The sequence below is a fragment of the SAR202 cluster bacterium genome (assembly GCA_009392515.1).
Taxonomy (GTDB): domain Bacteria; phylum Chloroflexota; class Dehalococcoidia; order Lucifugimonadales; family UBA6952; genus UBA6952.
On sequence record VFGE01000010.1, the window covers coordinates 13294 to 28447 of the forward strand.

General features: G+C 34.5%; 14 protein-coding genes. 2 read left to right on the forward strand and 12 right to left on the reverse strand.

Annotated features, from left to right (window positions below; translation table 11 throughout):
* Position 1: 1 nt before the first annotated feature.
* The 4 genes from FI695_00265 to rimI form a co-directional block, all read right to left on the reverse strand.
* Positions 2-1384: a CoA transferase gene (locus FI695_00265; protein MQG50396.1), complete on the reverse strand. Its 1383-nt coding sequence runs from the start codon at positions 1382-1384 to the stop codon at positions 2-4.
* Positions 1385-1386: 2 nt separating this feature from the next.
* The gene (locus FI695_00270; protein ID MQG50397.1) at positions 1387-2577 is read right to left on the reverse strand and encodes a hypothetical protein; all 1191 of its coding nucleotides are present in this window, start codon (positions 2575-2577) and stop codon (positions 1387-1389) included.
* Positions 2578-2657: 80 nt separating this feature from the next.
* Positions 2658-3869, reverse strand: coding sequence for a citramalate synthase (locus FI695_00275; protein ID MQG50398.1), 1212 nt, complete (start codon positions 3867-3869; stop codon positions 2658-2660).
* A 257-nt stretch (positions 3870-4126) separates the two neighbouring features.
* On the reverse strand, positions 4127-4768 hold the full coding sequence (gene rimI, locus FI695_00280; GenBank protein ID MQG50399.1) for a ribosomal-protein-alanine N-acetyltransferase: 642 nt from the start codon (positions 4766-4768) through the stop codon (positions 4127-4129).
* A 145-nt stretch (positions 4769-4913) separates the two neighbouring features.
* On the opposite strand from rimI, the gene FI695_00285 reads away from it, so the two are divergent.
* Positions 4914-6695, forward strand: a complete 1782-nt coding sequence (locus FI695_00285; GenBank protein ID MQG50400.1) for an ABC transporter ATP-binding protein — start codon at positions 4914-4916, stop codon at positions 6693-6695.
* Positions 6688-8478: an ABC transporter ATP-binding protein gene (locus tag FI695_00290; protein MQG50401.1), complete on the forward strand. Its 1791-nt coding sequence runs from the start codon at positions 6688-6690 to the stop codon at positions 8476-8478. Before FI695_00285 ends, FI695_00290 begins: the two co-directional genes overlap by 8 nt.
* Here FI695_00290 and FI695_00295 read toward each other — a convergent pair whose 3' ends face one another.
* The 8 genes from FI695_00295 to FI695_00330 form a co-directional block, all read right to left on the reverse strand.
* Positions 8479-9096: a glycerol-3-phosphate acyltransferase gene (locus FI695_00295; GenBank protein MQG50402.1), complete on the reverse strand. Its 618-nt coding sequence runs from the start codon at positions 9094-9096 to the stop codon at positions 8479-8481. It lies immediately after the preceding gene.
* Between the two features lie 21 nt (positions 9097-9117).
* The gene (locus tag FI695_00300) at positions 9118-10374 is read right to left on the reverse strand and encodes a hypothetical protein (protein ID MQG50403.1); all 1257 of its coding nucleotides are present in this window, start codon (positions 10372-10374) and stop codon (positions 9118-9120) included.
* Complete coding sequence (locus FI695_00305; protein ID MQG50404.1) at positions 10371-11627, reverse strand: CoA transferase; 1257 nt, start codon at positions 11625-11627, stop codon at positions 10371-10373. The genes FI695_00300 and FI695_00305 overlap by 4 nt, the downstream gene beginning before the upstream one ends.
* Positions 11624-12427 (reverse strand): enoyl-CoA hydratase, encoded by an 804-nt coding sequence (locus tag FI695_00310; GenBank protein MQG50405.1) that lies wholly within the window; start codon positions 12425-12427, stop codon positions 11624-11626. The genes FI695_00305 and FI695_00310 overlap by 4 nt, the downstream gene beginning before the upstream one ends.
* A gap of 25 nt (positions 12428-12452) precedes the next feature.
* Positions 12453-13202 (reverse strand): SDR family oxidoreductase, encoded by a 750-nt coding sequence (locus FI695_00315; GenBank protein MQG50406.1) that lies wholly within the window; start codon positions 13200-13202, stop codon positions 12453-12455.
* Between the two features lie 15 nt (positions 13203-13217).
* Positions 13218-14174: a ribokinase gene (rbsK, locus tag FI695_00320; GenBank protein MQG50407.1), complete on the reverse strand. Its 957-nt coding sequence runs from the start codon at positions 14172-14174 to the stop codon at positions 13218-13220.
* Between the two features lie 6 nt (positions 14175-14180).
* Positions 14181-14504, reverse strand: coding sequence for an NIPSNAP family protein (locus tag FI695_00325; GenBank protein MQG50408.1), 324 nt, complete (start codon positions 14502-14504; stop codon positions 14181-14183).
* A gap of 17 nt (positions 14505-14521) precedes the next feature.
* Positions 14522-15154: Holliday junction branch migration DNA helicase RuvB (locus FI695_00330; GenBank protein ID MQG50409.1), on the reverse strand; the 633-nt coding region annotated here is incomplete at its 5' end.

Sequence of the window (15154 nt, forward strand, 5' to 3'; positions counted from 1 at the left end):
ATCAAAACTCTTCAATAATTTTTTTATAATTAATATCATTTTCTCTTACATCCCCTCTATCAATTAATGATTGATTAGATGGAGAAGCAGGTTTATAACCAGCAGGCATATTTCCAACACGCATATCTTGTACCTCTGAACCACTTTTATATTCAGATACAACTTCATCATCCTCAAGGTCTAAAATATCATCTTCATTAAAACCCAATAATTCCGATAAAACATATGCATTATGAAATCCCAGAGGAGCTGTAGGACTTTGAATAAATCCATTGGTTTTACTCATATTAAATGGTAATCCAGAATATATACGTTTACCTATATTCGTTTCTTCTAAATGATCAACTTGTTCAAAGAATTCTCGATATTTATATTGTTTATCAAGTAATAAATCTCTTGAATTATTAACTGGGGCAGCAGCAAGATTCATAGATTGTAATTTTTCAACAACCTCTTGTTTAGAAAAATTCTTACTCCAGTTTTTAATTTGATTATCAATTTCTTCATGATTCATCACGCGATCATCATTATTAGGATATTTATTTGCAGGCAAGCTTTCATTATTTAATAAATCACAAAGTTTTCCCCATTCATCATCTGTTTTAATGGTTAAAACAAACCATTCATCATTACCCTTGCATGGATAACAACCTTGAGGTGCATAAATATTATGGCGATTACCATTCCTTTGAATATATTTATCATTATGTGCAACATCTAACAATGGAGAGCTAACTATTGGAGTACAAGCCTCAAGCATGGAATGGTCAATCCATTGACCCTCCCCCGTTTTATTTCGATGAAATAAGGCCATTGTGATTGCACTTACTATATTCCAAGCTACAACTAGATCCATTATCGACTGCCCAGCTTTACTCGGAGTTTTATCAGAAAATCCAGTAAGATGAGAAGTAGTGGCTGCCTCTATTACTTGGGCCATTCCCACATAATCTTTCCAAGGTCCACTATGTCCATAGCCAGAATTAGAAAGCATAATTAAATCAGGTTTTATCTCTTTTAATTGTTCATAATCTAAACCTAAATTTGCCATAACTCTAGCAGAAAAGTTTTCGGCGACAATATCTGAAATAGAAACCAAATGCTTGAATAAATCACGTCCGCTATCCTCTGACAAATTTAAAGTAAAACTTTTCTTACTTCTATTTGAACCATTAAAAGCACCTGAACGATCATGCCAATTTATACCTGGATCTCCTTCGGGGAAAGGGCCTAAAAATCTGTAAAAGTTTGGTCTTTGCGCATATTCCACATGTATTATTTCAGCACCCATATCGCCTAAAATACTCATTGCCATTGGCAAAGCTAGTATATCTGAAGTTTCAATTATTCTTACTCCTTGTAATGGTAATGGTTTATTATTCATCGTTATTTAATTATCCCTTTGTCTTTCATATCTTTGATTACATCAGATTCAAAATTAAGAATAGTTGTTAAAATATCTTCTGAGTGCTGACCCAAAGAAGGTGCTCCTTCCTTGGGTATTCCTTTAGTTTTATTTAAACCTAATATATTTGAAACATGAGGTAAGCCAGATAATATTCCGTGGTCAATATTTGTAAAATAATCTCTTTCAATTAACTGTTCACAATGTAATAACTCTTTTGGATTTAATTCCCTACTAGCCATCAATCGCCAAGCATGAGCCTCGTGAAAAAATTCATCTTTATCTATTTCTTGTAGTCGATTTAAATATAAAGATTTTAATTCTTCATAATTTTCTTCCCTACCTTGTGGCGTTGAAAATTTATCTTCATACATTTCAGGAACTCCGAGAAATGCTGCAATTTCTTCGAAATCCGTACTTCGGATTACTGAAAGGCCTACATGGCCATTACTGGCTGGCCACAAGTCTACGCCAAATAGCAACCGATCCTTAGGTCCTCGGCCCCAAATAGCTCCTGTATATGTGTAATATTGCAAAGCGTAAGGTATACATGAAGTAACTACTTCAGCAATGCTGATATCAATATATTGACCTCCATAACGATCAACGCATAATAACGCCATCATTGTTGAACTTAGTGCTACCTGACCTGCCACATATTGAAATAATGGAACGCCAAATGACATAGGTTCACCATCATAATCACCACTAACGTACATATTACCACCATAAGCCTCTAAGCTTATTTGAGACCAGTTCCAATTACTATTTGGGCCACTTTGGCCATAAGGTGTTATTGATGTAATTATCAGACTAGGATTGATTTCTAGTAAATCTGAAAAAAGCACCCCTTTTGTTTCGAGAAATCCTGGTGATGTTCCATCTATAATTACATCTGCTTTCTGCGCTAGTTGAACAATAATATCTATTGATTTTTCACTATCAAAATCAACTGAGATACTTTTTTTCCCTGTATTTAAACTCAAAAAAAGAGTACTATGGTCATCATTTGAAGAATCTGTAATAAATGGTTCTTCGTTTCTTATTGAATCACCGTCTATTGTTTCAATCTTGACAATATTAGCACCATAATCAGCTAAAATTTTACAACAATATGAGCTAGATATACTTGAACCTATTTCTAATACTAATACATCATCTAAAGGTAGCAACTTTCCTCCCTCATGTCCTAAAAATTATAGAGCGAACCCCAGAATATTGAAGTTCGCTCTACAAATTATAATCTATTCGATTAATTTGATGGCTTTGGGAACCAATCTTCTTTCCAAGGCCAATCACCATCTACCTCAAAAACTGGCAATCCTTTATCAAGTCTATCTTTATATGGACTTGCAATAGGTTCGCGCCATGGATAGACTCCACCTTCGTAAGCCTTTGAACCAAGTTTGAAATGTTTGGTTTGTTCCAATGTCTCTACGAAAGGAGCATTCATATCGTATACCTTGGTCTTCACATTTCTACCATCAATACCGTTTGAAGGTCTGGGTCCAGCTCTTGAAACGTGTCCCCACAACTGTCTTCCTAGGATTTCTTCAGCCATCCATACAGTCTCAATTAATTTATCTAAATCTACACCTGTATCAATACCCATATCTTCCATCATATGCATTGTATCTTCAGTTGGAGCCATCCCTGTAGCTCTTCCATTACCACAATAAGGGCAACCACCGAAACCACCAATTGTTCCATCAAGAGCTAAATCATCTTCTGGACCAAGAGCACGTAATGCTGCATAGTGTGATGTTACTGCCATTCCTCTACTATTGTGAGAATGTAAAGACCAATGAGTAACTTCTGGCCATTTTTCTTTCACACGATAAATAATTTGTTCTACTTTTTCTGGATGAACCCATCCCATAGGATCACCCATACTAGCTTGAGTTACCTTAATACCTGCATCTTCCCAAAGAGCATGTTGATGCTCAAGTAATGCCATATATTGGTCTACTGAAAAATCCCCGAGGAAATTAGATCCAAAAGAAGCATTAGCACCTATACCAGCTTCCTTTGCACCTGATTCTATTGCTCGGGCAATAACTTTAGGCCAATTTTCCATCTCTTGCATTTGTGACCTATTCGTATTTCTTCTAACAAATACGTCACACATATGACAACTTAATGAAGGTCGGCCTGAGCCTCGTTCAATAGTAAGAGGCGGCGAATATTCTTTGGCTCTTTCAACTCCTCTTTCATTAAGAGCAAGTGCAGTATATGTTACACCTTCAATAGGCTTAAACTTGGACATTAATTCATCCATTCTAGCCATTTGTGGAGTATATCGCGGGCTCACAAAAGATCCAACAACTATGTTTTTTAAACCGGTTTCACCTAATGCATTTAGCAATTCGATTTTATCATCGATAGCAATATTAGCATCCTCGATTTGCATACCTTCTCTTAAACCTTGCTCGGTGTAAGTGACTTTTGGATACCTATTAGACATATTCTCCTCCTTTCATCGACAATCTAAAACAAGTAATAAAAATTATTTTGGGCATCTTAACTCCTTTCTGACCTTCGAAACCCCAGGGAGGGTCCTTGCCTTTGATTAAAAAAACCCTATTGATATGAAATAGATTTAGTGCCTTCGGATAATGTACCCTTGCAATCAGTCTCATATCACAAATAAATCAAAACCGATCATGAATCTAATGTCAATACTAAACATCTATATATACTATTGTAGATTTAACAATTTATTTATTTGTCGCCAAGTAATCTGGTATTCTGATGTATATCCAAATATTTTTTGATTTTTGTTTGAATTTTTTGATAAAAATCGTCAGTATTTATATCATCGGCAGTCATAATTAATGCGTCTTCTTGATTATCAGAGTAATATCTCTTTCTTATACCAACCTCTATCATTTCGTATTTAGAATATAAATTCTGTGCAATTTCATTTGATACTCGCACTTCCAATGTCAGCGTATTTGATTTTCTTTGAAAAGCTCTTTGAAATGCAACGATTATCAACATTTCACCTAAACCCATACCTCTAAATTCTTCTCTTGTTGCAATAGAAGTTATATGTGCCTCATCCAACGAATACCATATCCCAATATAACCAACTATAAACGAATTCTTTGAATCTGATCTATTAGAGGAAAATAAATCCTGTATTTTTTTTACAGATTTCTTTAGAAAAGATGTTTTTGTTTTAGTTTCGGGTAAAACTAAATTGTCATCTATCTTGCAATCAATAACAAAATATTCAGCAAACTTATTACCAAGTTCACGTTTAAAAGGAATAGGGGGCCACATAGTTGGAAAGGCTTGTCGCTCAATTATTGCGACTTCAGAAATATCTTTATTATTCATTAACCTTACTGAAAAATTCATAAACCTAACTGTAACAAAATTTGATCGGATAGTTAATTTTATTAAAAAAAATTGAAAGAAAGAAAACGAATTGTTGGCATTTTATGACTATTTAAGTAATAATATCTGAAGAATTTATATTTTTTTACCTTTTGTCAAAACTTCTATGAACGTATTAATCAGATTAGCTAAAAGAACCGCACCTTACAAAGGTCGACTTCTATTAGCATATCTTTCCATAATTGGTGTAACAGTTTTTGGTTTAATGATCCCAAAAATTATCGGAACAGCCATAGATGCTGTGATCACTTCTGGTTCAGCTAAAGGCTTATGGGTCTTAGCTGGAGGAATAATATTAGCAAATTTGTTTCGAGGACTTATGGCCTATGGCCAAACCTATTTCGGTGAATCACTGGGACAACAAGTTGCTTACGACCTAAGAAATGAGTTTTATACACATTTACAAACCCTCAATTTTGATTTCCACGATAAACACCAAACAGGGAATTTGATGTCACGGGCCACATCTGATATTGAAGGAATTCGAATGTTTGTCCAAGGAGGTATGATACGATCTTTCTTCTGTATAAGTTTAATTCTGGGTGTGATGATTTTAATTATTTTATTAGATTGGAAATTAAGCTTATATTGCTTAGTATTCGTACCATTTATTATATGGCGCGGTAGTATCTTTATACTAGCTCAAAGAAAAAAATGGTTCCTTGTTCAAGTAGCAATGGGACATATGACTACTATTCTGCAAGAAAATCTATCTGGTCAAAAAGTAGTAAAAGCATTTGGTGCTGAAGAGTTTGAAGAAAAACGCTTTTTTAACCGCACTGGCGAAGTTGCTCAACATGCTTACGAAGCTGCCGCCCTTCAAGCTAATAATGCTGGAATGATGACATTTTTCTATATGGCAAGTACTGCACTGATATTGTGGGTTGGGGGAACAGAAGTAGTTGATGGAAATATGACAGCTGGTGAACTTGCTCAATTTATATTATATCTTGGCATGTTAGCTATGCCAGTAAGAATAGCAGCCTGGGTTACTAACTCTTTTTCTCGAGGTCTATCTGCAGGTACACGAATATTTGAAATATTAGATAGCAAGCCATCAATTTTTAACCATGATAATGCAGACTCTGCTACAAAAATCAAAGGTGAAATAAAATTTGAAAATGTTTCGTTTTATCATGAATCTGGAAAAGATATTCTACATAATATTGACTTTCTAATTAAGCCAGGAGAAACATTAGGGATTATTGGCCCCCCTGGAAGTGGGAAAACAAGTATTATTAACCTAATACCACGATTTTACGAACCAACCACTGGTAAAGTAACTATAGACGATATACCAGTAGATAGCTTTGAACTGATAAATCTACGAAAAAATATTGGGTTAATTCACCAAGACGTTTTCCTCTTTACTGATAGTATTAGAGAAAATATAGCCTACGGAAACCCTAATATCTCTATAGAAGAAATAGAAAAAGTCGCTAATATTGCCCAGATTCATGAGTTTGTCATGTCCTTACCACATAAATATGATACCGTTGTTGGTGAAAGGGGAAGCACTTTATCAGGAGGACAAAGACAAAGAATTTCAATTGCCAGAGCATTACTAATTGATCCCCCAATATTAATAATTGATGATGCTACATCAAGTGTCGATACAATCACAGAAAAATATATACAAGCTCAATTGGAAAATATTTCTCAAGATAAAACTACAATTATCATTGCTCACAGAATAAGTTCAGTGCAAAATGCCGATAATATCATTGTTTTAAATAATGGATTAATTGAACAAAGAGGAAATCATACAGAATTAATTCAACAAGAAGGCATATATAAAGATTTGTATAATTTACAAATTGCCGAAAATCAAGCAGATGAACCTCAAATACAAAATGCCCCATTGAAGGAAGATACCAGTCATGCTTAATAAACGCACTGCCGCATGGACTACCCTCAATGAAGAAGAAATAGGTGCTGTATGGGATTTTGGAGCAGCAAAACAGCTATTCCCTTTCCTACGAGGAAAGTTAATTGTCTTTACTTTAGCTATGGTAATGATGACATTTTATACACTCACTATTGTAGCCTTACCTAGAATTATTGGATACGTCACAGATGCCTTCATACTCACTCAAGATAAATCTAGTTTAAATCAATGGGGAATAGCTTTATTTATTGTTGTAACAATAAATTATGTTGCAAATGTCAGTTATCTGAAACTTTTAGCACAAGCCTCACAACATGTACTCCTTAACCTAAGAATGAAAATGTTTGATCACTTACAAAACCTATCTATACCGTTTTTTGATAAAAACGAAGTCGGAAGAATAATGAGTAGAATCCAAAATGATGTAAATCAACTACAAGAGTTTTTCCCAATGTTAGCCCTTACTCTTGGAGATTTACTTAGCGTAATAGGCATAACTATTGTTATGTTATTGATGAATGTCAAGTTAGCACTATATTGTTTTACTGTTATTCCTTTCCTTTTATTCATAATTGCTCTTTGGCAAACCAGAGCAAAAGCTGCGTTTGTCAGAGTTAGGCAAGCAATATCAGTAGTAAATTCACGACTTCAACAAAACATTTCTGGTGTACGAATAGTACAAAGTTTTAATCGAGAAGAAAGAAATGCTAAAATTTTTGACGGCGTCAATGACGATCATTTACAAGCCAATATAAAAGCAATTAGGCTATCTTCTGCACTTATGCCTACAGTAGAATTTGTTACGGCTATTTCCTTGAGCTTAGTAATAATTATTGGCGGCAATATGGTTTTAGGTGAAGAACTACAATTGGGTGAATTAATTGCATTTACACTTTACGTTCAAAGATTTTTTGAACCTATTAGAAGTTTAACAATGCAATATACAGAATTTCAAAGAACTACTACATCAGCAGTACGAATATTCGAATTACTTAGTGTTGAACCTGAAGTGATTTATAATGAATCGATCAAATCAAATAGTAAAATCGAAAAATCTAGTAAATTGAAATTTGATAATGTCACTATGGAATATACAAAAGACAGATATGCATTAAAAAATTTAGATTTAAGTATCGAATCTGGAGAAATGATCGCTTTAGTAGGCCCAACTGGAGCTGGGAAAACAACTATAGCTTCACTAGCGGCTAGATTTTATGATCCGACAGAAGGAACAGTCTTAATCGATGGATTAAATTTAAAGGAACTACCACGTGAATATTTACGACAACGATTGGGTATGGTTCTTCAAGAACCTTTCTTATATTCACTAACTGTTGCAGAGAACATTAAATACAATAACGATAAGGCTTCTTTAGAGGACATAATTAAAGCTAGTAAGGCCGCAGGTGCCCATGATTTTATCAGTGAATTGAGTGAGCAATACGACACAATTCTTCATGAGCGAGGTATGAATCTCAGTCTAGGACAAAGACAATTGATTAGTTTTGCCAGAGTATTATTAGCAGATCCAGAAATACTTATATTAGATGAGGCAACAGCTAATGTAGATACTTTTACAGAAATAAAAATACAAAAAGCATTAAACACTTTGCTAAATAATCGTACATCAATTGTTATAGCTCATAGATTATCTACAATACGAAACGCAGATAGAATAATTGTTATGGATCAAGGTAGAATTTTAGCTTCAGGTAGTCACGATGAATTAATGAAATCAAGTGAATTTTACCAAAATTTGTATAATCTAAACTTTACTGAATAATTAATACAACCTCAACTTATATTGATGCATACCCTTAAGTAAAACCATAACTCCACACAATGCTACTGCAAATAAACCCTGTAAATCTGGATAAGTATATTTAAGGTCCATTAGGTTATATTCATATTTTGTTATAGAAAAGAAAACAATCAGAACTATAAATAGAGCACCTACAACTGCAAATGCTTTAGTCTTCAGTGTCACAATTAAAATAATTGGGAATAGTATCAAAAATGCTAAAGGATTGATTGCACACGCAACACCAATACATTTAGCAAGACCAGTTCCTCCTTGGAATTTGAAATAAACTGGGAAAAAAGTACCTAATAAAATAAAACATGGTGAAATTATTACCAAAAGTGTTTTATATTCTTCGATACGACTTGCCAAATCAATACAAATTGTAAAAATAACAAATCCCGTAAATACATCTCCTAGAAACACGAGGAATCCACCAGACAAACCAAACTCCCTTGAAAAATTAGCAGTTCCTGGATTATTTGTCCCAAAATCTCTAATTTCTTTCTTGTAAAATTTTGTAATAATATTGGCCCATACTAAAGAGCCGCCTAAATAGGCTAATGTAACTAATAATAAAATAGTTAATATATCCACAATACCTCCTAAACGTAGGTTTAGTTATATTATCTTGTTTGCTTTCAAATTCTCAATATCACTAGTAGTAAAATTTAACATACCTTTATATATTTCATTATTATCTTGCCCCAATTTCGGGGAAAAACCTCGTATTCTCCAAGGAGTTTTGTTAAAAATATACGGTGCACCTGGAAAATATGTTGGCTTTTCTTCATTTCCCGAACTAATATCAATAAAAAATCCTCTTTCCCAAAAATGTTTGTCTGCTACGTTATCTTCTGGAGATCTTATTAGCCCCCATGGTAATCCTATAGATTGAGCTCTATTAAAAACATATTCAGAATCTAATGAATTGATTAGGTGTCCAATATAACTAAAGAGTGTGAACATGAGATCTGAATCTCTCTTTCTTAAAGTAACCATTTCTTCGTATTTATGACTTAGTAATTCAGATGCGTCTTGAGATTCTTGAATCCATTCTAATAACTTTGACCATCTATTCAAATCTTGCGGCGGTGTTCCAAAAACATGGATCATTCCCCCATCAATACATCTATATATTGCTGGAGGAGTCGGAGTTATACTATGGTGACGACCTGTTTGTCTTAGTGGAACAGCTTTCTGATAGATGTACATAGGTAAAGCTGCCTCTGTAGAAGATGAAATTGCCTCATGAATTGAGACATCAATATATTGTCCCTTATTAGTTATATCTCGATATATTAAAGCTACTAATGTGCTAATAGCCGCATAATGTGAACCAGTATAATATCCGGCCCAACCGTCCGGACACATCGGAGGGTTACCAGGTAAATGATCATATCCACAACTGGCTACAGGGCCACCAAGAGAAAGCGCAACTAAATCTGTCGTTTTGTAGTTTGCATAAGGTCCTGTCCTCCCAAAACCTGAAATAGCAGTCCAGATTAATGTACTATTTTCTTTAGAAATATCTTCATACCTTAATCCCATACTCTCCAAATAATTATTATCAAAAGATTCTAAAAGGATATCGGTTTTTAAACAGAGTTGTTTTAATATTTCAATACCCTCTTTAGTAGATAAATCCAAAGTAACACTTTTTTTATTCGTATTATGATACCAATTATAAAGACTAGATTCTTCACTAACATTATCCATAAAAAATGGGCCTATTAATCTTGTTTTATTTCCAGATAATGGTTCTATTCTAATTACATTGGCTCCCATATCGGCAAGTAATTTCCCAGCATAAACACCTTTTTCGTCAGTTAAATCCAAGACAGTAATATCGCTTAAAGCATACATTTGATTTATCAAAAAACTTCCTCGCTTTCCATTCGGTCTAGGTCTTCCTGATTGTATCCTAGTAAACTAGATATAACGTATTTACTATGCTGACCTAATATTGGAGATGAGCTCTCCATACGATGCCCGACTTCGCTAAATTTTGCAGGAAATCCATCAAAATCATATTTGCCAATTTCTGGGTGTTCAATTTGTTGGAAATAATTTCGCTCTTTTAATTGAGGGTCTGAAGTCACTCTGTCTTTTGCATTTTGTACAACCCCAGCACTAACTGAAACACCTTGTAATATATGCATTAATTCAATAGCATCCCAATCTGCGAGAGTAACACTTATTTCATTATCCAAAAAATCTTGATTTTTAATACGTAGTTCATTGGTACTAAACAAATTGTTATCTAATAAATCAATTCTATTTATCGCTTTACAAAATTTTGCCCACTCATCATTGTCTGAAACTACTAAAGCTATCCATCGATCCTCTCCATGGCATCGATAAATATTATGAGGTGCCACAATATCAAATCGCGCTCTGTTCCCAGGAGGATTTTCTGGACGTTTATATTTTCTACCATTCATTAAATAATCAAGCAGATAAGTTCCAGTAAGAGCCATTCCTGTTTCAACTTGAGAAATATCAATTGACTGACCTTCTCCTGTAGTATTTCTATGATGCAATGCTAACAATAAGGCAATGGCTCCGTAATACCCTGCAGTATGATCCAAAAAGGAGTAGCCCCATCCCGAAGGATATTCGTTGGGGAAACCAGACATATATGTTAATCCAGATAATGCTTGAGCTGTTGGACCCCAAGTTGTATAGTCTTGTTTACTTCCGCTATGACCAAAACCTGATAAACTTAAATATATTATGTCAGGCTTAATTTTTATCTGCTCCTGATAATTTAAACCCCACCGATCAAGTACTTTTGAACTAAAATTTTCAATTAATATATCCGAAACACTAATTAAATTTTTTAATACATCCATTCCATCAGGATGCATAACATTAAGAGTCAGAGAAGATTTATTCCGGTTTAAATTATTAAAAAAACCGCTTCGATTAACACCAGATATATTATCTGCAAACGGAGGTGCACCTCGTATATAATCTGGAGATTCTTTATACTCCACTTTAATAACTTCGGCACCTAAATCGGCAAAAATCCTCGTGGTTTGAGGTCCAGCAACTATCCATGTTAGATCTACTACTCTTATACCAGATAATGGAAGGGGTTCACCTTTGTCATTATGATTGAATATCATACACTACCCTTCCATTGAGGACTTCTTTTTTCCACAAAGGCACTCATACCTTCCAATCTGTCCGGAGATGCCATATGCAAATCTATCCAATAATATGTCTTGTTAAATGCTGCCTCAAGAGGTAAATCAAATCCTATAGTAGAAGCTTCCTTTGTCCCCTGTATAGCTAATGGGGCACATTTAATAATATCTGAAGCCCATTCCAATGCGACAGAATATAAATCATCTAAAGCACATACTTGGTTTACTAAACCATAACCAAAAGCATCCTGTGCTGAAAGTCTTCTAGCTGTAAGCATCATCCCCATTGCAACTTTATAGGGAATTTGTCTAGGTAACCTATGCATACCTCCAGCCCCTGCAACTAATCCAACTGTAGGTTCTGGTAATCCAAATTGGGCATGTTCTGCTGCAATAATAATGTCACATGCTAAGGCTAATTCGAATCCTCCCCCTAGTGCAAAACCATTTACTGCAGCGATTATTGGTTTTGACATCCTATATCGAGGATTTGTTATACCACCAAACCCACCTAAAGGCATATTCCCTAGTTTATTATGATTTAACCCCTTTTTTGCCAATTCAGTAGAAAATTTCAAATCATTACCCGCACTAAAGGATTTGTCTCCCGCACCAGTTAATACTGCAACTCTAATACTAGGGTCTTGATCAATTAAATTCCAAATATTATAAAGCTCAACATGGGCTGGTTGATGTAAAGCATTTCTTACTTCTTCTCTATTTATTGTTACCCATGCGATTTGATCTTTTACTTCATATTTGACATATTCATAATTCATAATTCCTCCTCAATTTAATTCTTGTTTAATATGTTGCTCTACCCCCGCTTATATCAAAAACTGCACCTGTGCTAAATGAACATTCAGCAGATGATAACCAAGCTACCAAAGCTGCAATTTCAGATATTTCTCCTGTTCTCCCAACTGGAATCTTATCAACCATATACTTGACTTGATCCGGTGTGAATTGATCTAAAATTCTCGTTTGGACTACAGCTGGAGTAATACAATTCACTAATACCCCAGTACCAGCTAGTTCTTTTCCAACTGACTTTGTAAGTCCAATTACTGCAGATTTCGTTGCAGAATAAGGAACCATTCTAGGATTTCCTTCCTTACCTGCGATTGAGGCAATATTAACTATTCGACCATAATCTTTTTCAATCATATGCGGTATTACCTCGTGACAAAAAGAAAATACACCTCTAAAGTTTGTTCTATAGACTCTATCTAATTCTTCGACATCCAATTCCCAGATATTGCCATTTTTACCCCCTATACCTGCATTATTTACAAGAATGTCTATTCTTCCCCATTTATCTAATGCTTTTTTTACTGCTTCTTCGGCAGTTTCAGGATTAGCAACATCACCAATACATATTTCTATATCCACACCATTTGATGCTAATTCACTTCCAGCTTGCTCAGCTAAATCAGCATCAAAGTCAACCAAAACAATATTTGCACCATCATCTGAAAGCCTCTTAGCTATACCGTATCCAATTCCGGTAGCCGAACCTGTTACTATCGCCACCTGCCCATCTAGGATGCCCATATTTCCTCCTTAGATTTATTTTTTTGTATTCAAAAAATAGTCAACTTCTTCCAAAGTAGGCATAGATTCCTGCGCTCCAGGTTTAGTGACTGCTAACGACCCTATGGTTACACCCATAGTTACAGAATCTACGAAAGAATTTCCTTTTAATAAATAAGATGTAAATCCGGCATTAAAGGCGTCTCCAGCTGCAACAGTATCTATTGCTTTAACTTTTTTTGCTTCAATAAACCCGGATATTCTATCATTGATATAATATGCTCCCTTTTCGCCTAATTTAATAATTACTCCTTTTTTTACCCCTCTATCGAGTAATGTTTTAGCTGCATTCTTTATCTGATCGTTGGTCTCAACAGGATGCCCAACTAAGGTTTCTGCTTCTGTCTCGTTGGGTATCAAATAGTCAAAATATTGATAAACTCCAACTGGCATGATACCAGCAGGGGCTGGATCCATTACAACAAGTTTATTGATACTTTGAGCATATTTAGCAGCTTTCAAAGAAATTTCCAAAGGTAGTTCCATCTGCAATAAAAGTGCATCAGCACCAGAGTTTAATTTTGAAGTAATTTTATCAATTTCAATATCGGAACAAGTAGCATTTGCACCTCGGATAATAATAATTTTATTCTGGCCTTTATCATTTACTGTTATATGGGCTATTCCAGAATTCATATTTTTCTCAATACCAACCAAAGAAACATCTACACCAAATGTTTGTAAACTATTAAGAAGTTCTTCTCCATAATAATCATCACCTATTCTACAAACCATAAACGTATCAATACCTAACCTAGACAAAGCTACAGCCTGGTTGCCACCTTTACCACCTGCTGATGTATAAAAACTTTGACCAATTAGTGATTCCCCATCTAAAGGAAATTTTTGTGCTGTTGCAATCAAATCATAATTTACTGAACCAAAAACGACCGCAGATATCGTAGACAAGCCCAAACCTCCAATATAGTAAATATTTACCTAACGTAAAGGTGAATAATAAGTAGGGGTTAATATAGAATTAGTAACTCTTGCAACTAATGGCCCATTTTTTTCCGTTTCTGCAAAAGCCTTAGCTCGATCTTCATCCGCCCTAAACTTTGCCCATGATTCTTGACGATGATTTAAATCATTAAATTCAAGAATATACGTTAACTTTGTATTATCCCCAAACTCATCGGTCCAAAATCCAACAACTTTCATATCATATTTTTCAAAATACCCCAAAGTTATCGTATCGAATCTTTTATTAAGTTCAGGTAATTTACCTGGTATTGCTTCGTATATTCTTAATTCATGAATCATTATTTTCTCCTTAGTATCTAAATTAAATTACCTTGTTTTCCAAGAGTATATTCTTTACCAAATAAATCGTATGCCAATTTCGTCGCAATTCTTCCCTTAGGTGTTCGTGATAATAGTCCTATTTGTAATAAATATGGTTCATAAACTTCCATAATCGTTTCAGATTCTTCATTTATAAATGCTGCCAATGTATCTAAACCTATTGGTCCACCTGTAAAATTAACGACAATTGCCTCTAATAATCTCATATCTATCTCATCAAGTCCTGTGGAAGTTATTCCTAATTTTGACAAACTATCGTCTGCAATTGAAGCTGTTATTTTCCCATTAGATTTAACTTCAGCATAATCTCGTACTCTTTTTAATAAACGATTCGCTATACGAGGAGTTCCACGAGACCTGACAGCTATTTGTTTTAAACCTTCATTATCAAATTTTATATTTAAAATTGTTGCGGATCTATTTAACAACTGAATAAGCGATTCAACATCATAATAATCTAGGCGATGGATAAGTCCAAACCTATTACGTAATGGTGAACTTATTGATGCATACCTTGTTGTAGCGCCAATAAGAGTGAATTTGGGTATTTTTAAATTAACACTTCGTGCCCCTAAACCTTTTCCCATAACCCAAGATAAGAAAAAATC